Here is a 19858-nt window from a genome sequence, read left to right as displayed (position 1 = left end):
CGAACGGCGCGCTCGGCCCGATCCGAAGACCCAGACCGACGCGCACAGATCGCGCCCTTTCGCGGAAGCGCCCCGTTATAGGGATCGTTGCGCATCCGTCAATGGCGGAATCCGTTCTGGGAACGGATTCCATTAAAACTTACGCCACGACCGTGAGGGTCGCGTCGATCGAAGCGGCGACGGCTTCCACCGCCCCCATGCCGTCCACTTCCACCAGCTTGCCCTGCTCGCGGTAGTACGGGAGCAGCGGCGCGGTGTCGGCGTTGTAGCGGGCCAGACGGTTCACGAAGGTCTCGGGGTTGTCGTCCGACCGCCCCTGCTCCGCGTATCGCTTGGTGATCCGCTCGATCAAGGCGGGCTCGTCTACTTCGAGTCGCACGACGGAGTCGATCTTCTGGCCGCGCTTGGCCAGCATGACGTCCAGCGCCTGCGCCTGCGCCACGGTGCGCGGGAAGCCGTCGAAGATCGCGCCGCCGGCCGCTTCGGCCTCGGGCAGGCGTTCCTCGATGAGAGCGATGACGATTTCGTCGGTGACCAGGTCGCCGCGATCCAGCACGCCCTTGACCTTCTGCCCGAGCTCCGAGCCCGAGGCGATCGCGGCGCGCAGCATGTCGCCGGTCGACAGCTGGACCATGCCGCGCTGCTCGACCAGTCGCTTGGCCTGGGTGCCCTTGCCCGCCCCGGGAGGGCCAAACAGGATCAAGTTCATAAAAGCCCCTTCACGCGTTTCCCAGGGTCTGACGCCCCTCACCGAGGGCAGACCTAGAATGCGTTCAAAGAAAACGGAAGCCGGATTGTGACAATCCGGCTTCCGGGTGGTTTCACGCTTGCGTCAGCGGCCGCCGCGGCCGCCGCGCAACTTCGACTTCTTGATCAGGCCCTCGTACTGGTGCGCCAGCAGGTGGGACTGGATCTGCGCCACGGTGTCCATGGTCACCGTCACCACGATCAGGATCGAGGTGCCGCCCAGAGCGAAGTTCTTGTTGCCAAGAGCGCCCATCAGCAGTTCGGGGAACAGGCAGACGGCGGTGATGTAGGCCGCGCCGATCACGGTCAGGCGGGTCAGCACGTAGTCGAGGTACTCGGCGGTGCGCTTGCCCGGACGGATGCCCGGCAGGAAGCCGCCGTACTTGCGCAGGTTCTCGGCCGTCTCGTCCGGATTGAACACCACCGAGGTGTAGAAGAACGAGAAGAAGATGATCAGGCCCGCGTAGCTGAGCATGAACAGCGGCTGGCCGTGCTGCATGGCGCCAACCACGGTCGGCAGCCACTGGCCCCAGCTCGGCAGGTTGGCCGGGTTGAGGAACTGCATGGCGGTCGTCGGCAGAAGCAGCAGCGACGAGGCGAAGATCGGCGGGATGACGCCCGCGGTGTTGATCTTCAGCGGCAGGAACGAGCTGTCGCCGCCGACCATGCGGTTGCCTTGCTGGCGCTTGGGATAGTGCACCAGCAGGCGGCGCTGCGAGCGCTCCATGAACACGATGGCGAAGATCACCGCCACGGCGAGCACGAAGATCACCATCAGCGGGAAGTAGTTGCCGGTGTTCTGGGCGGTGACGAACAGCTGGCCAAGACCGCGCGGCAGGGCCGCGACGATGCCGGCGAAGATGATCAGGGACACGCCGTTGCCCACGCCGCGGCTGGTGATCTGCTCGCCCAGCCACATCAGGAACAGGGTGCCGCCGGTCAGCGAGACCACGGTCGACAGGACGAAGAACCAGCCCGGCAGTTCCGAATAGACCAGGTTCGGCTGGCTCTGCAGGCCGACGGCGATCGAGAACGACTGCACCAGGGCCAGGATGACGGCCAGGTAGCGGGTGTACTGGTTGAGGGTCTTGCGGCCGGCTTCGCCGCCTTCCTTCTTCAGCTTTTCCCACGGCGGATACACCGAGCCCATCAGCTGCACGATGATCGAGGCGCTGATGTAGGGCATCACGTTCAGCGAGAAGATCGCCATGCGCTCGACGGCGCCGCCCGAGAACATGTTGAACATGCCCAGGATGCCCTTCGACTGGCCGGCGAAGGCGCTGGCGAAGGCTTCCGGGTTGATGCCCGGGATCGGCACGTAGGTGCCCAGGCGGAACACCACCAGGGCGATGAGCGTAAACCAGATGCGCTTGTGAAGTTCGGTGGCCTTCTGGAAGGACCCGAAGTTCATGTTGGCTGCGAGCTGTTCGGCGGCCGAGGCCATTCAATTCCCCACGACGAGAGCGCGGCCGGATCGTCGAAGGCGACGACGCGGAGCGCGCTCCAAGTATTGTACGGGGCCTGGCCGGAGATCGGCGGAATCGCCGACGCTCTTGGCTTAGGCCCCAGTGCGGAGCCACACATAGGTGAGGCTCGCCGTGATGTCACGGCGAGCCTCGTAAGATCGTCATCCCGATGGGGCTTTATGGCGGGCTGGTGCGCAAAGGCCCCTACCCCGCCCGGCTCCCGCGCCGCCCGGATCCCCTAGGAACGCTGGGCGGCTCGGGATGACACTGTGGTCTTAGGCTTCGGCTTGCGCCTTGGCCTTCTTGGTCACGGTGACCGAACCACCAGCGGCCTCGACGGCCTTGATGGCGGCTTCGGTGGCCGAGTAGACGGTCAGCTTCAGGGCCGACTTGATTTCGCCCTTGCCCAGCAGCTTCACACCGTCGAGTTCACGACGGATGACGCCGGCGGCGACCAGGTCGGCGACGCTGACTTCAGCGCCGGCCTTCAGCTTGCCGGCTTCGACGGCTTGCTCCAGGCGCCACAGGTTCACTTCAGCGAACTCCAGGCGGAAGGGGTTGTTGAAGCCGCGCTTCGGCATGCGCATGTGCAGCGGCATTTGACCGCCTTCGAAGCCGTTGATGGCGACGCCCGAGCGCGCCTTCTGGCCCTTCACACCGCGACCGCCGGTCTTGCCCTTGCCCGAACCCGGGCCGCGGCCGACGCGCATGCGGCCCTTGGTGGAGCCGGGAGCCGGAGCCAGTTCGTTCAGCTTGGTCATATGTGCCTCTCCTTGGAGATCTGCGCCCGGCCGCATGGCCGGACTCGGCGTTGAAAACTTTGAGGTGAAGCGTCACCAAAAAGGTGAAACTTCAAACGAAAGCCACCCCGGCTTTCACCGGGGTGGCGATCTTGGGTCGTCGTGTAACAGACTTACTCGACGATTTCCAGCAGGTGCTGGACCTTGCGGATCATGCCGCGGACCGACGGGGTGTCTTCCAGCGTGGACGTGCGGCCCAGCTTGTTGAGACCCAGACCGGCGAGCGTGGCGCGCTGGTCCTTTTCACGACGGATCGGCGAACCGGTCTGGCGCAGGGTGACGGTTTTAGCTTCAGCCATGACTTAGCCCTCGATGGCTTCCGGCGACGAAGCGCCGTCGGCGCGACGGCCGAGGATGTCGCCAACCTTCTTGCCGCGCTTGGCGGCGATCTGGCGGGGCGACGACTGCACCTTGAGGGCTTCGAACGTGGCGCGCACCATGTTGTACGGGTTCGAGGAACCCGTCGACTTGGCCACGACGTCCTGGACGCCCAGGGTTTCGAGAACCGCGCGCATCGGACCACCGGCGATGACGCCCGTGCCCGGAGGGGCAGCGCGCATCATGACCTTACCAGCGCCCCAACGGCCAGCGCCGTCGTGGTGCAGGGTGCGCGACTCGCGGAGCGGGACGCGGATCATGGTCTTCTTGGCTTCTTCGGTCGCCTTGCGGATGGCTTCCGGCACTTCACGCGCCTTGCCATGACCGAAGCCGACGCGGCCCTTTTGGTCGCCAACGACCATCAGAGCGGCGAAGCTGAAGCGACGGCCGCCCTTCACGGTGGCGGCGACGCGGTTGATGTGGACGAGCTTTTCGACGATGTCGCTGTCGACCCGCTCTTCGGGGGCGTTGCGGTCGCGACGGTCACGGCGTTGACCGCCTTCACCGCGCTGTTGGTCACCACGAGCCATTGTGTTTCCCTTAGAAGTTCAGGCCGGCTTCGCGCGCGGCGTCGGCCAGGGCTTTCACCCGTCCGTGGAAGATGTAGCCGCCACGATCGAAGACGACGTCCTTGACGCCCTTTTCGATCGCGCGCTCGGCGACGAGCTTGCCGACGGCGGCCGCAGCGTCCTTATCCGCGCCCTTGCCTTCGGCTTCCAGGGTGGAAGCCGACGCCAGGGTCACGCCGCGTTCATCATCGATGATCTGGGCGTAGATGTTCTTGGACGAGCGGAAGACCGACAGACGCGGACGGCCGTTGGCCAGCGACTTGAGGCGGGTCCGGTTGCGCTGAGCGCGCTTGGCCGCCGATTCACGAGGAGAGAGCGCCATGGCTTACTTCTTCTTGCCTTCCTTGCGGCGAACCTTCTCGCCAGCATAGCGCACGCCCTTGCCCTTGTACGGCTCAGGCGGACGAATGCGGCGGATCTTCGCGGCAATCTCGCCGACCGCCTGCTTGTCGATGCCGGCGATCTTGATTTCGGTTTGCTTCGGCACAGCGAAGGTGACGCCGGCCGGAGCCTCAACGTCCACGTCGTGGCTGAAACCGAGTTGGAGGCTCAGGGCGGTGCCCTTCATGGCGGCGCGGTAACCGACGCCGACCAGCTCGAGGTTTTCCTCGAAGCCGGCGGTGACGCCGTGCACCATGTTGGCCACCAGAGTGCGGGACAGACCCCACATGCCCTTGGCGCGCTTGGTGTCGACGCGCGGAGCCAGCAGGAGCTCGGAGCCCTCTTGCTTGACTTCGACTTCGTCGGCGATCGTCCACGACAGCTGACCCTTCGGGCCCTTCACCGTGACCGTCTGACCCGCGAGCGTGACTTGCACGCCCGAGGGGATTGCGACGGCTTTCTTACCGATACGTGACATGCTCTTTCCCTCCCGCGCCTAGTAGACGCGGCAGAGGACTTCGCCGCCGACGTTAGCGTCGCGCGCGGCGGTGTCCGACATGACGCCCTTCGGCGTCGACAGGATCGAGATGCCCAGGCCGTTCTTGATCGGCTTGAGGTCCTTGATCGACGAATAGACGCGACGGCCAGGCTTGGACACGCGGCTGATCTCGGCGATCACGGGCTCACCGTCGAAGTACTTGAGCTCGATCTCGAATTCGGGGAACGCGCCGGGCTTTTCGACGAGCGAGTAGCCGCGGATGTAGCCCTCGTCGGCCAGCACGTCGAGGACGCGGGCGCGCAGCTTGGAAGCCGGCGTCGAGACCTTGTTGCGCTTGCGCAGGGCGGCGTTCTTGATGCGAGCGATCATGTCGCTCAGGGGGTCGTTCATCGACATCTGATCGTCCTCACCAGCTCGACTTGACGAGGCCGGGGATCAGGCCTTGCGAACCGAGTTCGCGAAGGGCCACACGGCTCATCTTAAGCTTGCGGTAGTAGGCGCGCGGACGGCCCGTGACTTCGCAGCGGTTGCGAATGCGGATCGGCGAGCTGCTGCGGGGCAGCTTCGCCAGCTTGAGGCGAGCCTCGAAGCGTTCCTCGAGCGGCAGGGTCTCGTCGTTGGCGATCGCCTTAAGCGCGGCGCGCTTTTCGGCGTACTGCTTCACGAGAGCCTTGACGGCTTCGTTGCGGTTGACGGCGCTTTTCTTGGCCATGGTTTCTTTCCCTTCCCGCTCTCTTAGTTGACGAACGGGAACTGGAATTCCTTCAGGAGAGCCTTGGCTTCCTGGTCGGACTTCGCAGTGGTGCAGACGATGATGTCCATGCCCCAGATCTGCTCGATCTGGTCATAGTTGATTTCCGGGAACACCAGGTGCTCCTTCAGGCCCATGGCGTAGTTGCCACGGCCGTCGAAGCTCTTGCCGTTCAGACCACGGAAGTCCTTCACGCGCGGCAGCGCGATCGTGACCAGGCGGTCGAGGAATTCAAACATCCGGTCCTTGCGCAGGGTGACCTTGGCGCCGACCACCATGCCTTCGCGCAGCTTGAAGCCGGCGATCGACTTGCGGGCGCGGGTCGCGACGGGCTTTTGGCCGGCGATCGCTTCCAGTTCCTTCAGAGCCAGCTGGGCCTTCTTCGAGTCGGCCACGGCTTCGCCGATACCCATGTTCAGGACGATCTTGTCCAGCTTGGGGATCTGCATCTCGTTGGTGTAGCCGAACTGCTCCTTCATCGCGGCGCGGATGCGCTCGCGATAGACGGTCTTCAGCCGGGGCTCGTAAGCTTGATCAGCCATTGATCACCTCGCCGGTCGTCTTGGCGACGCGCACCTTCTTGTCGCCTTCGATCTTGAAGCCGACGCGGGTGGGCTTGCCGTTGGAGTCCACGACGGCGACGTTCGAGACGTGCAGCGCGGCTTCCTTGTGCTTGATGCCGCCCTGGGGGTCGGCTTGGGTCGGCTTGGTGTGGCGGGCGACCATGTTCACGCCCTCCACGACAACCCGGTTTTCCTTCGGCAGGACTTGGGTCACAGCGCCTTGCTTGCCCTTGTCCTTGCCGGCGAGAACGACGACGCGGTCGCCCTTCTTGATCTTAGCAGCCATTACAGCACCTCCGGCGCGAGGGAGATGATCTTCATGTGGTTCTTGGCGCGCAGTTCACGGGGAACCGGGCCGAAGATCCGCGTGCCGACCGGCTCGCTCTGCTTGTTGACGATGACGGCCGCGTTCTTGTCGAAGCGGATCATCGAACCGTCTTTGCGCTTCAGGCCTTGGTTCACGCGAACCACGACGGCGCGCAGAACGTCACCCTTCTTCACGCGACCGCGCGGGATGGCTTCCTTCACGGAGACGACGATGACGTCGCCAACGCTGGCGTAGCGACGGCCAGCGCCGCCCAACACCTTGATGCACATGACCCGGCGAGCGCCAGAGTTGTCGGCGACGTCCAGGTTAGTTTGCATCTGGATCATGGTTTAGACCTTCCAGACTTAGGCCGAAGCCTTGGGAAGCACTTCCCAGGTCTTCAGCTTGGACTTCGGAGCGCACTCGACGATGCGAATGGTTTCGCCCGTCTTGTACACATTGGCTTCGTCGTGCGCGTGGTACTTCTTAGAGCGGCGCACGATCTTCTTCAGAAGGGGGTGAACGATGGTGCGTTCCACCTTCACCACAACGGTCTTGTCACCCTTATCGGAGACGACGACCCCTTCGAGGATACGCTTGGGCATATCGTTCTCCTTACGCCGCGGCCTTGGCGCGCAGCACGGTCTTGATCCGCGCGATATCCTTGCGGATCTCGTTGACGCGGTGGGTCTTCTCGACCTGGCCCGTGGCGGCCTGGAAGCGCAGGTTGAACTGCTCCTTCTTCAGGCTGATCAGGGTTTCGGCGAGTTGATCGGGGGTCAGGCCCCGGATGTCGGCGATCTTCATGAGCCTCAAGCCTCCACGGCCACGCCCGCGTCGAGGCGGGTGACCACACGGGTGCGGATCGGCAGCTTCGCCGCGCCGAGGCGCAGCGCTTCACGCGCGATATCGTCCGGCACGCCGTCGATTTCGAACATGATGCGGCCGGGGGCCACGCGAGCGGCCCAGTAATCGACGGCGCCCTTGCCCTTACCCATCCGGACTTCGGCCGGCTTGCCGGTGACCGGCACGTCCGGGAAGATACGAATCCAGACGCGGCCTTGACGCTTCATCTGGCGGGTGATGGCGCGACGAGCAGCTTCGATCTGGCGAGCCGTGATGCGCTCCGGCTCAACGGCCTTGAGGCCGTAGGAGCCGAAGTTCAGCAGGGTGCCGCCCTTCGAGGCGCCGTGGATACGGCCCTTGAACTGCTTGCGGAACTTGGTTTTCTTCGGTGACAGCATAGCGCTCTATCCTTAGTCCCGATTGCGGCGGCCGCGGTCGCCGCGGTCCGGGCGATCGCCGCGCTCACGTCCACCGCCTTCACCGGCCGGGCCGGATTCGGAAGCGAGACGCTTGTCCAGCGCCATCGGGTCATGCTCCAGCACTTCGCCTTTGAAGATCCAGGTCTTCACGCCGATGATGCCGTAGGTGGTCTTGGCTTCAGCGAAACCGTAGTCGATGTCCGCGCGCAGGGTGTGCAGCGGAACGCGACCTTCGCGGTACCATTCCATGCGGGCGATTTCGGCGCCGCCGAGGCGGCCCGAGACGTTGATCCGGACGCCCTTGGCGCCGAGACGCACGGCCGACTGGATCGAACGCTTCATCGCACGACGGAAGGCGATCCGGCGCTCGAGTTGCTGAGCGATGGACTCGGCGACCAGCTGAGCGTCGGTTTCCGGCTTGCGGATCTCGACGATGTTCAGGTGGACTTCGCCTTCGGTCATCACCGAGAGGTCCTTGCGGAGCTTCTCGATGTCAGCGCCCTTCTTGCCGATGATGACGCCCGGACGGGCGGCATAGATCGTGATGCGGCACTTCTTGTGCGGACGCTCGATGATGATGCGCGAGACGCCAGCTTGGTACAGGCGCTTCTTCAGGGCGGCGCGGATCGCGAGGTCCTGGTGCAGCATCTTGCCGTACTGGTCGCCGTCGGAGAACCAACGGCTGTCCCAGGTGCGGTTCACGCCGAGCCGCAGCCCGACCGGATTGACTTTCTGACCCATTAGGCGGCCTCACCCAGTTCGCGGACCACGATCGTGATCTCGGAGAACGGCTTTTCCACGCGCGTCGCACGACCGCGGGCGCGGGGCGAGAAGCGCTTCATCACCAGGTTCTTGCCCACATAGGCCTCGGCGACGACCAGGGAGTCGATGTCGAGGTTGTGGTTGTTCTCGGCGTTCGAGATCGCCGAGTACAGCGCCTTGCGGACGTCCTGGGCGATACGCTTGTGGCTGAATTCGAGCTCGTTCAGAGCGCGCTGGACGTTCAGGCCACGGATGGACTGAGCGACCAGGTTCAGCTTGCGCGGGCTGGTGCGCAGGGTGCGCACCTTGGCCATCGCCTCAACGCCTTCCAGGCGGCGAGCTTGCTTTTGCTTGGCCATGATTACTTCCTCTTGGCCTTCTTGTCGGCGGCGTGGCCCGGGAAGTTACGCGTGGGAGCGAACTCGCCGAACTTCATGCCGACCATGTCTTCCGACACGGAGACCGGGACGTGCTTCTGGCCGTTGTGGACGCCGAAGGTCAGGCCGACGAATTGCGGCATGATCGTCGAGCGACGCGACCAGGTCTTGATGACGTCCTTGCGGCCCGACGACAGAGCGGCGTCGGCCTTCTTCAGGAGGTACCCGTCGACAAACGGGCCTTTCCAGACGGAGCGGGTCATGGCTTAGCGGCCCTTCTTCGCTTTGTGGCGCGAACGGATGATGAACTTATCCGTGGCCTTGTTGACGCGGGTCTTGGCGCCCTTGGTCGGCTTACCAGCCGGGGTCACCGGGTGGCGACCGCCCGAGGTGCGGCCTTCACCACCACCGTGGGGGTGGTCGACCGGGTTCATGGCGACGCCGCGGACGTGCGGGCGACGACCCATGTGACGAACACGACCGGCCTTGCCGAGGTTTTCGTTCATGTGGTCGGGGTTCGAAACCGCGCCGACGGTGGCCATGCAGGTGTCGAGGACCATGCGCAGCTCGCCCGAGTTCAGGCGGATCTGGGCGTAGCCGGCGTCACGACCGACCAGCTGGGCGTAGGCGCCGGCCGAACGGGCGATCTGACCGCCCTTGGCGGGCTTCAGCTCGACGTTGTGGATGATCGTACCGATCGGCAGGGTGCGCAGCGGCGAGGCGTTGCCCGGCTTCACGTCGACCTTCTCGGCGGTGACGACTTCGTCGCCGGCCTTGAGGCGTTGCGGGGCCAGGATGTAGGCCAGCTCGCCGTCCTGATACTTGATCAGGGCGATGAACGCGGTGCGGTTCGGATCGTACTCGAGACGAACGACCGTGGCCGTGCCTTGCTTACGACGCTTGAAGTCCACCAGGCGGTACAGGCGCTTGGCGCCGCCGCCGCGGAAGCGAACGGCGATACGGCCGTTGCCGCCACGACCGCCCGACTTCGAGAGGCCCTCAACGAGCTTCTTTTCCGGACGGCCCTTGTGGAGCTCGCTGCGATCGATCAGCACCAGGCCGCGCTGGCCGGGGCTGGTCGGGTTAAAGTGCTTCAAGGCCATGTCTTAGAGCCCCGTCGTGATGTCGATCGACTGGCCTTCGGCCAGGGTCACGATCGCTTTCTTGACGTCGGTGCGGCGACCGACGATGCCACGGAAGCGCTTGGTCTTGCCCTTGGCGACCAGGGTGTTGACCTTGGTGACCTTGACCTTGAACAGCTCTTCGACTGCGGCGGCGATTTCGTCCTTCGACGCATCGGCGGCCACCTTGAAGACAACCTTGTTCTGCTCGCTGAGCAGGGTCGTCTTTTCGGTGATCACCGGCGACAGGATCGTGTCGTAGTGGCGGGCGGTAGCGGCCATTACGCGGCTTCCTTCTCAGCGAAACGAGCCGAGATCGCTTCGACCGCGTCCTTGGTCAGGACCAGGGTCTTGCGACGCAGCACGTCGTAGACGTTCAGGCCGGCGTTCGGCAGCACGTCCACGTTCGGAATGTTGCGGGCGGCGAGCTTGAAGTTCGCGTCCACTTCCGGACCGGCGATGACCAGGGCGTTCTTCAGACCGATCTTGTCGAAGTTGGCGCGCAGGGCGGCCGTCTTCGCTTCGGTCAGAACGGCGCTGTCGAGAACGACGAGCGAACCGGCCTTGGCCTTCGACGACAGGGCGTGACGCAGAGCCAGAGCCCGGATCTTCTTGGGAAGATCGAAGGCGTGGCTGCGGACGACCGGGCCGTGGGCCTTGGCGCCGCCGACGAACTGAGCCGCACGGCGCGAACCGTGACGAGCGCCGCCGGTGCCCTTCTGCTTGTACATCTTCTTGCTCGTACGAGAGACCTCGTTACGAACCTGAATCTTGTGGTTGCCCGAGCGGCGCTTGGCCAGCTGCCAGGTAACGACGCGCTGCAGGATGTCGCCGCGGATGTCTTCGATGCCGAAGATGGCGTCGTCGAGATCCACGGAGCCGGCCTTGCCGCCGTCAAGTTTGATGACGTCGAGTTTCATTAGCCTTCGCCCTCTTCGGTCGTCGCCGCGGGGGCCTCTTCAGCGGGGGTTTCAGCAGCCGGAGCAGCTTCGCCAGCCTTACGGAAGGCGCCCGGACGCGGCAGGTCGGCCGGAGCGGCCTTCTTCACGGCGTCGCGGATCTTCACGTAGCTGCCTTCGTGGCCCGGGACGGCGCCCTTGACCAGGATCAGGCCGCGCTCGACGTCGACCTTCCAGACGGTGACGTTGAGGGTGGTGACGGTTTCTTGACCGAGGTGACCAGCCATCTTCTTGCCCGGGAACGTACGACCCGGATCCTGGCGGTTACCGGTCGAACCGTGCGAGCGGTGCGAGACCGAGACACCGTGGGTGGCGCGGAGACCGCCGAAGTTCCAGCGCTTCATGGCGCCGGCAAAACCCTTACCGACGGTGACGCCTTGGATGTCGACCTTCTGGCCGGCGACGTAGTGGTCGGCGGTGAATTCCGCACCCACTTCGATCAGGGCCGATTCCTCGACGCGGAATTCGGCGACGACCCGCTTGGGCTCGACCGAGTTCTTGCCGAAGTGGCCGCGCTCGGCCTTCGAGGTGTTCTTGGGCTTCTTGGCGCCGGCGCCGAGTTGCAGGGCGGTGTAACCGTCCTTCTCGACAGTGCGCTGAGCCACGACCTGGCAACCGTCGAGCGACAGGACGGTGACCGGCACGTGCTGGCCAGCTTCGTCGAAGAAGCGGGTCATGCCGAGCTTCTTGGCGATCAGGCCGGTGCGGTTAGCGGGGAGAGTCATCAGTTCGGCCCTCCTTACAGCTTGATTTCGACGTCAACGCCGGCCGACAGGTCGAGCTTCATCAGCGCGTCCACGGTCTGCGGAGTCGGGTCAACGATGTCGAGGACGCGCTTGTGCGTACGGATCTCGAACTGCTCGCGCGACTTCTTGTCGACGTGCGGCGAACGGTTGACGGTGAATTTTTCGATAAGCGTGGGCAGGGGGATGGGGCCCCGCACCGTCGCACCCGTGCGCTTGGCCGTGTTCACGATCTCGCGCGTGGAATGATCCAACACGCGGTGATCGAAGGCCTTGAGCCGGATGCGGATGTTCTGACGATCCATATCGCTCGGTTTCCTAGTGGGCTGCGCCCGCGTCTCGAACCATTTCAAAGACCAACCCGGACTCCTCTTTCGAGAACTCCGAACGCAGCGTCCGCAAAACAAATTGGCCCGCGCAATCGCTTGCGAGGGCCGGTGATCCGCAACCACGCCGTCCTCCGAGGAGAACCCTCCTCTGGATGAGAAGGACGCCTGGTTACGGGTCGCTTGCGAACCGCGTTTGAGCCCTAGAGCTCACAGCCGGTCCAACAGAGGGGCGCTTTTACGTGCCTGAATCGGTTTCGTCAAGCGGTCCCGCAGGGCTTTCGCGGCGGCTTGTTTAACAAGGCGTAAAGCCCCGCCCCGGACGCCGGCGGCTTAACACTTATGGCCAAAACGCGGCTGACCAAAAAGCAATGTTCACCGACTTATCGGCGATACACACAATCTTTGTGCGCGACCCGCGCGTATAGAAACCGAATTCGTTCCTGCAAGTGTAGTATTTGCGCACCATAACGCCTCTAACGGTCTGACAGAGCCTTGCGGCCGTCATCGAACCTTCATAGATCCGCCCCGCTCGACGGAAGGGAGGCCCTCCCCAAAACGACCGCCCGCCGTCGAGACCACATGAGTAAGGGGATTACCCACTATGAAGACCCAACTGTTCGCCGCCGCCGCCGTGCTGGCCGTCGCCGTCTCGGCTCCCGCTTTCGCCCAGAACATCGGTTCGGTCGGCGCCGCCGTCGACTACACCAACGTCGACACCAGCGTCGGCGACGCTGACGGCACCTCGGTCGTCATCGACGGCTCGGTCGCCATCCCGACCGGTTCGTGGACGATCACCGCCAGCGGCGACGTCTCGATCGCCGACAGCGACGTCTCGCAGCGCACCGTCGCTTCGGGCGCTGCTCACGCCACGACCGTGATCGGCAACGGCCTGCGCATCGGCGGCTTCACCGCCCTGTCGCGTCCGTCGAACGACACCCTGTGGGCCGTCGGCGGCGAAGCCCAGAAGTACCTCGGCAACGTGACCCTGACGGGTCTGGCCGCCTACGGTCAGTCGAACGACCTCGACGCCGACCTGTGGACCGTCCGCGCCGGCGCCAACTACTTCGTCTCGGACGACTTCCGTCTGGACGCCGGCCTCGGCTGGTCGAACGTCGACGGTCTCGTCGACGCCGACATCTGGGACATCAACGTTGGTGGTGAATACAAGTTCGCCAACACCGGCTGGTCGACCTTCGCCAAGTACACCCACAGCGAAGCCGACGACCTGGCCGACCTGAAGTCGGACGCCGTGAAGGTTGGCCTGCGCTACACCTTCGGCGGCAGCCTGAAGGCCCGCAACGCCGCCGGCGCCGACCTGGCCACCGGCAGCGACCTGTTCGGCTTCCTGGCCCGCTAAGCCGGAAGCTTCGTGATCTTCCGGCCCCGGCCGGAGGATCACGGGCAGCGTTTCCAGGACCCCCTCCCCTCCTGCAGGGGCGGGCCCTGGCGAAAGCAAGACGCCCCCGGAGCGCAAGCTCCGGGGGCGTTCTCTTTATATATATGTGCGTGCGCCGATCGGCGCGGCTTACGGGCCGATATGGATCGTGCCCGAGCCCATCGCCGACTTCTTGACCGCGCCATTGACCTTGGCCACGCGGATGTCGCCCGACCCGGCCACCGACAGCGAAACACGATCGGCCTCGCCGCCGAAGGTCACGCCGCCAGACCCCATGATGCTGACGTCGAGATCGCGGGCTCGGCCCGTTGCGACCTTGACGCCGCCCGAGCCAGCGATGCTGACGTCGATGTCGCCGCCGCGCACCGCCGCGGCCTTCACATCGCCCGAACCGGCGATCGAGACCTCTAGGTCGGAGACGTCCTGCAGGCTGATGTCGCCGGCGCCAGCCAGGTTGATCTCGGCCTTGGCGGCGCTGCCGGCCTTGGTGTCGCCCGATCCCGCCAGGCTGATCTCGAGCTTGCCTCTGGTGTTGGCCACCGTCCAATCGCCACAGCCGGCGTTGGCCAGCTCGACGCTGTCGCTGCGGCCGATGCTGCCGTAGACGGCGCCGGAAGCGCCGACCGAGACGTTCAGCGGCACGCGGACGGCCACCTGCGGCATGTCCTGCCAGCGCACCTCGCCCAGGTCGCGCACCTTCACCGTGACATTGTCGCCCCGGCCGTTGCAGCTCTGGATGCGCTTGAGGCGCAGGTCGCCGTCGATGATCGTCTGGCCGCCGACCTTGCGCACTTCCAGCGGCAGGCGGCCGTTGGTGGTCAGGAACTCGACCTTCACGTCGCTGCGGGCTTCGGGAATGATGGTGACGCGGGCGACCGCGTCCTTGATCTTCACCGACGGTTCGGCGGCCGCCGCCGCGCCGGCCAGGCCCAGAACGGCCGCGCCGGCGGCCAGGCTGATGATTGCGCGCATCTTTTTAGTCCCCTCGGATGGCTTTGCGTTGAGGGAACGCTAGTCGGGCGGGCCGCGCCGCACGACTTAATTCGAGGTCATGACGCTGTTGTCACGACCCCCGTCAGGCGGCCTTCTGCGCGTCGCCGATCTCGAAGCTGCGCTCGAAGGCCTTGATCTTGTCCTCGACCAGACCCATCCGCTTGAGGCCGAGCGAGGCGGCCCACAGGCCCGCGCGCGCCGCCATCGGGGTCTTGTCCATCGCCGCCACAGGCAGGCCCCAGCGGCGCAGCACGCCGTTGGCGAAATGGGCGCCGTTGGTCAGGCGCGAGCCCCAGGTCTGGTAATCCACCGACAGCGAGACGTTGAAGGCGCCCTGGTTCTCGATCCGGTGCGGCGCATGCAGCGGCCAGCTGGCGGCCATGCCCGGCTCTAGGTCGAACACCGCCGCGACCGCGTCCATGTCGCGCCGGTACGGCAGGTCCTCGGTCTGCTGCTTGAGCATGATGTTCTCCATGCCCTGCTGGGGCATGTGCGCCTCGTCGGCCGGATAGATCCAGATCCGCTTGCGGCCGCGCAGGTGGAACAGGATGACGCCCGGCGCATCGGCGTGGAACGGCACCTTGGCGCCGGGGGCCGACAGGATCAGCTGGCCGTTCAGCTGGACGGGCGAGAACCCCTTGGCCTCGCCCGCGATCTCGGCGAAGGCCTGCTTCATCAGCGGCGTCAGGGCCGGATACCAGGCCTCGGCCCGGCGCAGTTGCACCCAGATGCGCCCCTGCTTGACGCCTTCCAGCACCTCGCGCCCCGGCAGGCGGCCGCGAGCGCCCGTGCGCATGGTCGCCTGGCCTTCGGCGTCGAAGTCGAACAGGTTGATGTCGTAGAGCTCGGCCGGATAGGCGTCGAGCAGGCGCGCCAGGGCTTCGTCGTCGAACAGGCCTGTTTCGGCGAGGTTGTGGCGGAAGGTGATCGGGGCCTTGAGGAAGCCCTTGACCTGGTCGTCCGACCAGGGCGCGACGAGACGGGTCATAAGCCTTACTCCTCCCTCAGTCGGCCAGCAGGCCGAGGCTCAAGCCAAGGCCGATGCCGACGCCGATTCCGGCCCCGACGGCCGGATGACGCCGGCCAAGGCCGGTGACGAAACTGGCGCCGCCCTTGACCTGGCCGATGAGACCCGGCTCGCAGGCGGCGATGCGATCGAGGCGGCGCGCCAGGCGGCGGCCGACCTCGTCGATGCGATCCGCGCCCGGGGCCCCGCGCAGGTGGGTCATCAGCGACGGCCGCATGGCCACCGCCCCCTCCAGTACCGGCTCCATCGGCACGGCGAAGTCTTCCTTGTAGGCTTCCTCGCTGGGCCCGAAGTCGACACGGGCGACCCCGCGCTCGGCGGCCGCTCGCAAGGTCTCCAGCGTCATCAGCGCGCCGGGCGAATAGCGCGAGAAGGCCGGGTCGTAGATCGGGAACCACAGGTGATGGCGATCGCCGGCGGTCAGGCCAAGCTCGGCCGCCACGATGGTTCCGCCGGCGCGCAGCACGGCCAGGCGCAGGCCGAAGTCCGGCGCGTCGGACTCGGCCAGACGGTTCAGCAGATCGATGGTCCAGCCGCAGGCGAAGATGTCGTGCTGGTGCGTGCGGCGGATCTGGGCGCGCTTCTGGGCGACCAGCCAGGCCAGCAGGTCCAGGGCAGGCCGCTCGAAGGTGAAGACCATCTGGCCGTGATCGCGCTCCAGGGCGCGGGCCCGGCGGCGCTTGTCCTTCAGGAAGGCGGCGCTGCGGGTGGCCTGATAGGCCTCGAAGCCGCCCGACAGGTCGGCGGCCATGGCGTAGCGAACCGAAAGCTCGGGCAGAGGCTCGGGCGAGACCAGGCCGCTGACCCGCATGCGCTCGGCGCCCAGCAGGGCCAGCACGGCGGGCAGCGAGACGCCCGGTTCGGCGACCAGGCCGTGGAAGTCGCTCATCGGCGCGCCCAGCGGCTGGATCGACGAGCCGCGCCGCTGAAACGGCAGGAATCCGACGACGCGGCCGCCCTGCTCAAGCACGGCGACGCGCGAGCCCGGCGCGCAGGCCGCGGCCGCCTCGGCGTAGCGGAGATCGAAATAAGGTCCGGCCAGCATCGGCTCGGCGGCGCGCAAGGCGGCCCACCGCGCACGCTCGGCGGCGTTGAGGTCGGCGACCTCGATGACCCGCGCCTGCAATCCCGTATCCAGCACCCTGCTCCCCGTCCTCGCGGACTACGCCGGGCGTGGATCAGCGGCCCTCCGTCAGGCGCCGTGTAGGGTTAACCGCACCGGCGCCGACTTGTAGGCCGGCGTACCACTACGCCGGTCGTGATCCTCTAGTGCTACTAGAGCATTGGTTTCCGGATAGTATGCGGCCACGCACCCGCGCGGAATTTTTCGCGCGACAGCCGTGAAGCCGCGCACGACTCGTGCTCCGGTTTCATCAAAGGCCGCAGCCAGGTCGATGCGCTGTCCCTCTTTCACGCCCAGCGCCGCCAGGTCGTCGGGATTGACGAACACCACGTCGCGCCGGCCGAACACGCCGCGATAGCGGTCGTTCTCGCCATAGATGGTGGTGTTGTACTGGTCGTGGCTGCGCAGGGTGGTCAGCAGCATCACCGAGGCGTCGCCCCGGCGCGGATCGTCCAGCCCGGTGTGGGGCAGGAAGTTGGCCTTGCCCGAGGCGGTGTTCCACTTGCGCTCGGACGGCGGCACCGGCAGGCGGAAGCCGCCCGGCTGGCGAACGCGCGTGTTGTAGTCGGTGAACTGGGTCGGAAAGACCTGTTCGATCAGGTCGCGGATCTTGTCGTAGTCGGCGGTCAGCCCTTCCCAGTCGACGGGATCGTCGGCGCCCAGGGCCGCGCGGGCGACGCCCGCGACAATGGCCGGCTCGGACATCAGGTGCTCGGAGGCCGGCGCGTTGAGGCCGCGCGAGGCGTGCACCATCGACATCGAGTCCTCGACCGTCACCGACTGGCGCACGCCGCCCTGCAGGTCCATCTCGGTGCGACCCAGGCACGGCAGCAGCAGCGCCTCGCGCCCGACCAGCAGGTGGGTGCGGTTGGGCTTGGTGGCGATGTGGGCGGCGAAGTCGACCTTGCGCATGGCCGCGTGGGTGCGCACGGGATCCGGCGCCGCCACCGCGAAGTTACCGCCCAGGCCGACGAACACCTTGGTCCGCCCCTCCCCCATCGCCTCGATGGCCTCGACCACGGTGTGGCCATGGTCGCGCGGCGGCGTAAAACCGAACACCTTGCCCAGCGAGTCCAGAAGCGCCGCCGACGGCTTTTCCCAGATGCCGACCGTGCGGTCGCCCTGGACGTTGGAGTGGCCCCGCAGCGGGCAGATCCCCGCCCCCGCCCGGCCGATGTTGCCGCGCAGCAGCAGCAGGTTCACCAGCTGCTGGACGGTGCTGGACGAATTGCGGTGCTGGGTCAGGCCCATGCCATAGCAGAGGATCACAGCGCTGGACCGGGCGTAGATGGCCGCGGCCTCCTCGATCTCGGCGCGCGACAGGCCGCCGACGGCGACGATCTCGTCCCAGGACAGCGCGTCGAGATGGGCGGCCAGGGCTTCGAAGCCCGCCGTGTGCTCGGCGATGAAGTCGTCGTCGAGCACCGCCGGCTCGTTCGCCGCGCGGGCGGCCCGGTCGAAGGCCAGGACGGCCTTCATCAGGCCCTGCACCGCGGCCGCGTCGCCGCCGACCGACACCTGATAGTAGCGCGAGGCGATCGGGGTCGACGACAGGGTCGCCATCTCGACCGGGTCCTGCGGCGAGGCGAAGCGCTCCAGCGCCCGCTCGACCAGCGGGTTGAAGGCCATGATCGTCGCGCCCCTGCGCGAGGCCTCGCGCAGGGTGGCCATCATCCGCGGGTGATTGGTGCCGGGGTTGTGGCCAAAGCACAGGATGAGGTCGGCGTGGTCGAAGTCCTCCAGGCTGACCGAACCCTTGCCCATGCCGATCGAGTCCGGCAGGCCGACGCTGGTCGGCTCGTGGCACATGTTCGAGCAGTCGGGGAAATTGTTGGTGCCGACCTTGCGCCCGAGCAGCTGGAACAGGAACGCCGCCTCGTTGCTGGCCCGGCCCGAGGCGTAGAATTCGGCCTCGTGGGGGCTTTCCAGCGCCTGGATCGCCGCGCCGGTGCGGGCGAAGGCCTCGCTCCACGCGATCGGCAGGTAACGGTCGCTGGCGGCGTCATAGGCCATGGGGTGGGTCAGGCGGCCCAGGTCCTCGATGGCGTGGTCGCTCCAGGTCAGCATCTCGCTGACGGTGTGGGCCGCAAAGACCTCGGGGCTAGCGCGCTTGGCGGTGGCCTCCCAGGCCACGGCCTTGGCGCCGTTCTCGCAGAACTCGAACGACGAGGTGTGCTTGGGATCGGGCCAGGCGCAGCCGGGGCAGTCGAAGCCCTCGGGCTGATTGGCCCGCATCAGGGTCTTGCCGCCTTCGACGATGGTCTCCTGGTCGGCCAGGGCCCCGGCCACGGCCTTCAGCGCGCCCCAGCCGCCGGCCGGCGCGTCATAGGGCTTCACGCCCGGGATCTTGCCCGAGGCGGGATTGGAATCGTCGGCCATCACGCAACCTCCAGCGCTGCCTCGACCAGGCGGTCGGGGCGGGAAAACACCATGTGGCCGTCGGCCCGGGCCAGGGCGACCAGGGTCAGGCCGGACTCCTCGGCCCGACGCACGGCCAGGTCGGTGGGAGCCGAAACGGCGACGATCATGCCCGCCCCCATGCGCACGGCCTTCTCGACCATCTCGAACGAGCAGCGGCTGGTGACCAGCACGAAGCCGGCGCCGGCGTCGCGGCCCTGGCGCGCCATCGCCCCGGCCAGCTTGTCCAGCGCGTTGTGACGACCGACGTCCTCGGTCAGCAGCAGCACCTGCCCGTCCGCATCGCAGAACGCCGCCGCATGGGTGGCGCGGGTGCTGCGGCCCAGGGCCTGCGCGGCTTCGAGATTGGCCAGGGCCGCGGGCACCGCCTCATGCGAGACGCGCACGCCCTCGACGGCCTGCGGCAGCGGCCGCACCGCGTCGGCCAGGCGCTGCACGCCGCACAGGCCGCAGCTGGAACGGCCTTCCAGGTTGCGAGGCCGGGCTTTCCGGCGAACCACGCCCTCGGACAGGCGCACGTCGACGAGAATGCCAAGATCCTCGGTCCGCGCCTCCACCGAGACGATCTCGTCGGCGCGGGCGATCCCTTCGGTGATCGTGAAGCCCCGCGCCAGGTCTTCGACGTCGGCGGGCGTGGCCATCAGCACGGTGTGTGGGCGAGCGTCGAACGACAGGCCCACGGCGACCTCCTGGGGGGTCCAGCGCTGGGTCGTCGCGGCGCGTCCCGGGGCGCGCCATTCCAGGGCGGATCGGAGGCGGGCGGAAGCATCGGACATGACGCGAAGACTACAGTTTGGGCGCCGCCGCCGCCATGGCGAAAGACGAACACGGGGGTGTGGCCGCCGGGCCACGCGCCCCTTTTGCGACAAGACGAACACAAAACG

At 66.5% G+C, this 19858-nt stretch carries 29 protein-coding genes; 1 reads left to right on the top strand and 28 read right to left on the bottom strand.

Annotated features, from left to right (window positions below):
• Positions 1-139: 139 nt before the first annotated feature.
• The 23 genes from G5B46_RS23075 to rpsJ form a co-directional block, all read right to left on the bottom strand.
• Positions 140-709, bottom strand: coding sequence for an adenylate kinase (locus G5B46_RS23075; protein ID WP_058348451.1), 570 nt, complete (start codon positions 707-709; stop codon positions 140-142).
• Between the two features lie 123 nt (positions 710-832).
• Positions 833-2191 (bottom strand): preprotein translocase subunit SecY, encoded by a 1359-nt coding sequence (gene secY / locus G5B46_RS23070; protein WP_165262856.1) that lies wholly within the window; start codon positions 2189-2191, stop codon positions 833-835.
• 297 nt (positions 2192-2488) lie between these two features.
• Complete coding sequence (gene rplO, locus G5B46_RS23065; protein WP_165262854.1) at positions 2489-2974, bottom strand: 50S ribosomal protein L15; 486 nt, start codon at positions 2972-2974, stop codon at positions 2489-2491.
• Positions 2975-3126: 152 nt separating this feature from the next.
• Positions 3127-3312 carry a 50S ribosomal protein L30 gene (gene rpmD / locus G5B46_RS23060; protein WP_165262852.1) on the bottom strand — a complete coding sequence of 62 codons (186 nt, stop codon included), beginning with the start codon at positions 3310-3312 and terminating at the stop codon, positions 3127-3129.
• Between the two features lie 3 nt (positions 3313-3315).
• Entirely contained in the window at positions 3316-3921 is a 606-nt protein-coding gene (gene rpsE / locus G5B46_RS23055) for a 30S ribosomal protein S5 (protein WP_058348447.1), read from the bottom strand.
• 10 nt (positions 3922-3931) lie between these two features.
• Positions 3932-4282, bottom strand: coding sequence for a 50S ribosomal protein L18 (rplR, locus tag G5B46_RS23050; RefSeq protein ID WP_101715818.1), 351 nt, complete (start codon positions 4280-4282; stop codon positions 3932-3934).
• Between the two features lie 3 nt (positions 4283-4285).
• Positions 4286-4819, bottom strand: coding sequence for a 50S ribosomal protein L6 (gene rplF / locus G5B46_RS23045; RefSeq protein ID WP_165262850.1), 534 nt, complete (start codon positions 4817-4819; stop codon positions 4286-4288).
• 18 nt (positions 4820-4837) lie between these two features.
• A complete protein-coding gene (rpsH, locus tag G5B46_RS23040) occupies positions 4838-5236 on the bottom strand; it encodes a 30S ribosomal protein S8 (RefSeq protein ID WP_058348444.1) in 399 nt (132 codons plus the stop codon).
• Between the two features lie 10 nt (positions 5237-5246).
• A complete protein-coding gene (rpsN, locus tag G5B46_RS23035) occupies positions 5247-5552 on the bottom strand; it encodes a 30S ribosomal protein S14 (protein ID WP_058348443.1) in 306 nt (101 codons plus the stop codon).
• A 23-nt stretch (positions 5553-5575) separates the two neighbouring features.
• A complete protein-coding gene (rplE, locus tag G5B46_RS23030) occupies positions 5576-6133 on the bottom strand; it encodes a 50S ribosomal protein L5 (protein ID WP_109455089.1) in 558 nt (185 codons plus the stop codon).
• Positions 6126-6440 (bottom strand): 50S ribosomal protein L24, encoded by a 315-nt coding sequence (gene rplX / locus G5B46_RS23025; RefSeq protein ID WP_101719241.1) that lies wholly within the window; start codon positions 6438-6440, stop codon positions 6126-6128. Before rplX ends, rplE begins: the two co-directional genes overlap by 8 nt.
• Positions 6440-6808, bottom strand: a complete 369-nt coding sequence (rplN, locus tag G5B46_RS23020; RefSeq protein ID WP_058348440.1) for a 50S ribosomal protein L14 — start codon at positions 6806-6808, stop codon at positions 6440-6442. The genes rplX and rplN overlap by 1 nt, the downstream gene beginning before the upstream one ends.
• Positions 6809-6826: 18 nt before the next feature.
• Positions 6827-7066, bottom strand: coding sequence for a 30S ribosomal protein S17 (gene rpsQ, locus G5B46_RS23015; protein ID WP_101715813.1), 240 nt, complete (start codon positions 7064-7066; stop codon positions 6827-6829).
• 10 nt (positions 7067-7076) lie between these two features.
• Positions 7077-7268: a 50S ribosomal protein L29 gene (rpmC, locus tag G5B46_RS23010; protein WP_165262848.1), complete on the bottom strand. Its 192-nt coding sequence runs from the start codon at positions 7266-7268 to the stop codon at positions 7077-7079.
• Positions 7269-7273: 5 nt separating this feature from the next.
• Positions 7274-7705 carry a 50S ribosomal protein L16 gene (gene rplP, locus G5B46_RS23005; protein ID WP_058348437.1) on the bottom strand — a complete coding sequence of 144 codons (432 nt, stop codon included), beginning with the start codon at positions 7703-7705 and terminating at the stop codon, positions 7274-7276.
• A gap of 12 nt (positions 7706-7717) precedes the next feature.
• The gene (rpsC, locus tag G5B46_RS23000) at positions 7718-8467 is read right to left on the bottom strand and encodes a 30S ribosomal protein S3 (protein ID WP_058348436.1); all 750 of its coding nucleotides are present in this window, start codon (positions 8465-8467) and stop codon (positions 7718-7720) included.
• Complete coding sequence (rplV, locus tag G5B46_RS22995) at positions 8467-8847, bottom strand: 50S ribosomal protein L22 (RefSeq protein ID WP_116489696.1); 381 nt, start codon at positions 8845-8847, stop codon at positions 8467-8469. The genes rpsC and rplV overlap by 1 nt, the downstream gene beginning before the upstream one ends.
• 2 nt (positions 8848-8849) lie before the next feature.
• Complete coding sequence (gene rpsS / locus G5B46_RS22990) at positions 8850-9128, bottom strand: 30S ribosomal protein S19 (RefSeq protein ID WP_029912294.1); 279 nt, start codon at positions 9126-9128, stop codon at positions 8850-8852.
• A gap of 3 nt (positions 9129-9131) precedes the next feature.
• Entirely contained in the window at positions 9132-9968 is an 837-nt protein-coding gene (gene rplB / locus G5B46_RS22985; RefSeq protein WP_058348434.1) for a 50S ribosomal protein L2, read from the bottom strand.
• A gap of 3 nt (positions 9969-9971) precedes the next feature.
• The gene (locus G5B46_RS22980) at positions 9972-10268 is read right to left on the bottom strand and encodes a 50S ribosomal protein L23 (protein ID WP_058348433.1); all 297 of its coding nucleotides are present in this window, start codon (positions 10266-10268) and stop codon (positions 9972-9974) included.
• Positions 10268-10906, bottom strand: a complete 639-nt coding sequence (rplD, locus tag G5B46_RS22975; RefSeq protein ID WP_165262846.1) for a 50S ribosomal protein L4 — start codon at positions 10904-10906, stop codon at positions 10268-10270. The genes G5B46_RS22980 and rplD overlap by 1 nt, the downstream gene beginning before the upstream one ends.
• The gene (rplC, locus tag G5B46_RS22970) at positions 10906-11670 is read right to left on the bottom strand and encodes a 50S ribosomal protein L3 (protein ID WP_165262844.1); all 765 of its coding nucleotides are present in this window, start codon (positions 11668-11670) and stop codon (positions 10906-10908) included. Before rplC ends, rplD begins: the two co-directional genes overlap by 1 nt.
• 14 nt (positions 11671-11684) lie before the next feature.
• Positions 11685-11993 carry a 30S ribosomal protein S10 gene (rpsJ, locus tag G5B46_RS22965; protein ID WP_004616952.1) on the bottom strand — a complete coding sequence of 103 codons (309 nt, stop codon included), beginning with the start codon at positions 11991-11993 and terminating at the stop codon, positions 11685-11687.
• Between the two features lie 625 nt (positions 11994-12618).
• Between rpsJ and G5B46_RS22960 the strand changes: the two genes are divergently transcribed.
• Complete coding sequence (locus G5B46_RS22960; RefSeq protein ID WP_165262842.1) at positions 12619-13374, top strand: hypothetical protein; 756 nt, start codon at positions 12619-12621, stop codon at positions 13372-13374.
• 168 nt (positions 13375-13542) lie between these two features.
• Here the strand turns inward: G5B46_RS22960 and G5B46_RS22955 are convergent, their stop codons facing one another.
• From G5B46_RS22955 to fdhD, 5 genes are all read right to left on the bottom strand, one after another.
• Positions 13543-14385: a DUF2807 domain-containing protein gene (locus tag G5B46_RS22955; RefSeq protein ID WP_165262840.1), complete on the bottom strand. Its 843-nt coding sequence runs from the start codon at positions 14383-14385 to the stop codon at positions 13543-13545.
• Between the two features lie 103 nt (positions 14386-14488).
• Complete coding sequence (locus G5B46_RS22950) at positions 14489-15394, bottom strand: transcriptional regulator (protein ID WP_205691836.1); 906 nt, start codon at positions 15392-15394, stop codon at positions 14489-14491.
• 16 nt (positions 15395-15410) lie between these two features.
• Entirely contained in the window at positions 15411-16574 is a 1164-nt protein-coding gene (locus tag G5B46_RS22945) for a GNAT family N-acetyltransferase (RefSeq protein ID WP_165262838.1), read from the bottom strand.
• Positions 16575-16625: 51 nt separating this feature from the next.
• Complete coding sequence (locus G5B46_RS22940) at positions 16626-18935, bottom strand: FdhF/YdeP family oxidoreductase (protein WP_165262836.1); 2310 nt, start codon at positions 18933-18935, stop codon at positions 16626-16628.
• Positions 18935-19750: a formate dehydrogenase accessory sulfurtransferase FdhD gene (fdhD, locus tag G5B46_RS22935; protein ID WP_165262834.1), complete on the bottom strand. Its 816-nt coding sequence runs from the start codon at positions 19748-19750 to the stop codon at positions 18935-18937. Before fdhD ends, G5B46_RS22940 begins: the two co-directional genes overlap by 1 nt.
• Between the last annotated feature and the right edge of the window lie 108 nt (positions 19751-19858).

It is taken from the genome of Caulobacter sp. 602-2 (assembly GCF_011043625.1).
In the GTDB taxonomy this organism is placed as follows: Bacteria; Pseudomonadota; Alphaproteobacteria; order Caulobacterales; family Caulobacteraceae; genus Caulobacter.
Note: the sequence above shows the minus strand (reverse complement) of the source record. Positions and strands in the feature narration are given on the sequence as shown.

Bases quoted from the DNA above. Each gene is read 5' to 3' on its own strand.
- secY (WP_165262856.1), bottom strand. From the start codon at position 2,191: ATGGCCTCGGCCGCCGAACAGCTCGCAGCCAACATGAACTTCGGGTCC.
- rplB (WP_058348434.1), bottom strand. From the start codon at position 9,968: ATGGCCTTGAAGCACTTTAACCCGACCAGCCCCGGCCAGCGCGGCCTG.
- rpsQ (WP_101715813.1), bottom strand. From the start codon at position 7,066: ATGCCCAAGCGTATCCTCGAAGGGGTCGTCGTCTCCGATAAGGGTGAC.
- G5B46_RS22940 (WP_165262836.1), bottom strand. From the start codon at position 18,935: ATGGCCGACGATTCCAATCCCGCCTCGGGCAAGATCCCGGGCGTGAAG.
- rpmD (WP_165262852.1), bottom strand. From the start codon at position 3,312: ATGGCTGAAGCTAAAACCGTCACCCTGCGCCAGACCGGTTCGCCGATC.
- rplC (WP_165262844.1), bottom strand. From the start codon at position 11,670: ATGACTCTCCCCGCTAACCGCACCGGCCTGATCGCCAAGAAGCTCGGC.
- rplP (WP_058348437.1), bottom strand. From the start codon at position 7,705: ATGCTGTCACCGAAGAAAACCAAGTTCCGCAAGCAGTTCAAGGGCCGT.
- rpsH (WP_058348444.1), bottom strand. From the start codon at position 5,236: ATGTCGATGAACGACCCCCTGAGCGACATGATCGCTCGCATCAAGAAC.
- rpmC (WP_165262848.1), bottom strand. From the start codon at position 7,268: ATGAAGATCGCCGACATCCGGGGCCTGACCCCCGATCAACTCGCCGAA.
- rplN (WP_058348440.1), bottom strand. From the start codon at position 6,808: ATGATCCAGATGCAAACTAACCTGGACGTCGCCGACAACTCTGGCGCT.
- rplD (WP_165262846.1), bottom strand. From the start codon at position 10,906: ATGAAACTCGACGTCATCAAACTTGACGGCGGCAAGGCCGGCTCCGTG.
- rplR (WP_101715818.1), bottom strand. From the start codon at position 4,282: ATGGCGCTCTCTCCTCGTGAATCGGCGGCCAAGCGCGCTCAGCGCAAC.
- G5B46_RS23075 (WP_058348451.1), bottom strand. From the start codon at position 709: ATGAACTTGATCCTGTTTGGCCCTCCCGGGGCGGGCAAGGGCACCCAG.
- rpsS (WP_029912294.1), bottom strand. From the start codon at position 9,128: ATGACCCGCTCCGTCTGGAAAGGCCCGTTTGTCGACGGGTACCTCCTG.
- rpsC (WP_058348436.1), bottom strand. From the start codon at position 8,467: ATGGGTCAGAAAGTCAATCCGGTCGGGCTGCGGCTCGGCGTGAACCGC.
- rpsN (WP_058348443.1), bottom strand. From the start codon at position 5,552: ATGGCCAAGAAAAGCGCCGTCAACCGCAACGAAGCCGTCAAGGCTCTC.
- G5B46_RS22980 (WP_058348433.1), bottom strand. From the start codon at position 10,268: ATGGCCGCTACCGCCCGCCACTACGACACGATCCTGTCGCCGGTGATC.
- fdhD (WP_165262834.1), bottom strand. From the start codon at position 19,750: ATGTCCGATGCTTCCGCCCGCCTCCGATCCGCCCTGGAATGGCGCGCC.
- rplX (WP_101719241.1), bottom strand. From the start codon at position 6,440: ATGGCTGCTAAGATCAAGAAGGGCGACCGCGTCGTCGTTCTCGCCGGC.
- G5B46_RS22960 (WP_165262842.1), top strand. From the start codon at position 12,619: ATGAAGACCCAACTGTTCGCCGCCGCCGCCGTGCTGGCCGTCGCCGTC.
- G5B46_RS22950 (WP_205691836.1), bottom strand. From the start codon at position 15,394: ATGACCCGTCTCGTCGCGCCCTGGTCGGACGACCAGGTCAAGGGCTTC.
- rplF (WP_165262850.1), bottom strand. From the start codon at position 4,819: ATGTCACGTATCGGTAAGAAAGCCGTCGCAATCCCCTCGGGCGTGCAA.
- rplE (WP_109455089.1), bottom strand. From the start codon at position 6,133: ATGGCTGATCAAGCTTACGAGCCCCGGCTGAAGACCGTCTATCGCGAG.
- rplO (WP_165262854.1), bottom strand. From the start codon at position 2,974: ATGACCAAGCTGAACGAACTGGCTCCGGCTCCCGGCTCCACCAAGGGC.
- rpsE (WP_058348447.1), bottom strand. From the start codon at position 3,921: ATGGCTCGTGGTGACCAACAGCGCGGTGAAGGCGGTCAACGCCGTGAC.
- rpsJ (WP_004616952.1), bottom strand. From the start codon at position 11,993: ATGGATCGTCAGAACATCCGCATCCGGCTCAAGGCCTTCGATCACCGC.
- rplV (WP_116489696.1), bottom strand. From the start codon at position 8,847: ATGGCCAAGCAAAAGCAAGCTCGCCGCCTGGAAGGCGTTGAGGCGATG.
- G5B46_RS22955 (WP_165262840.1), bottom strand. From the start codon at position 14,385: ATGCGCGCAATCATCAGCCTGGCCGCCGGCGCGGCCGTTCTGGGCCTG.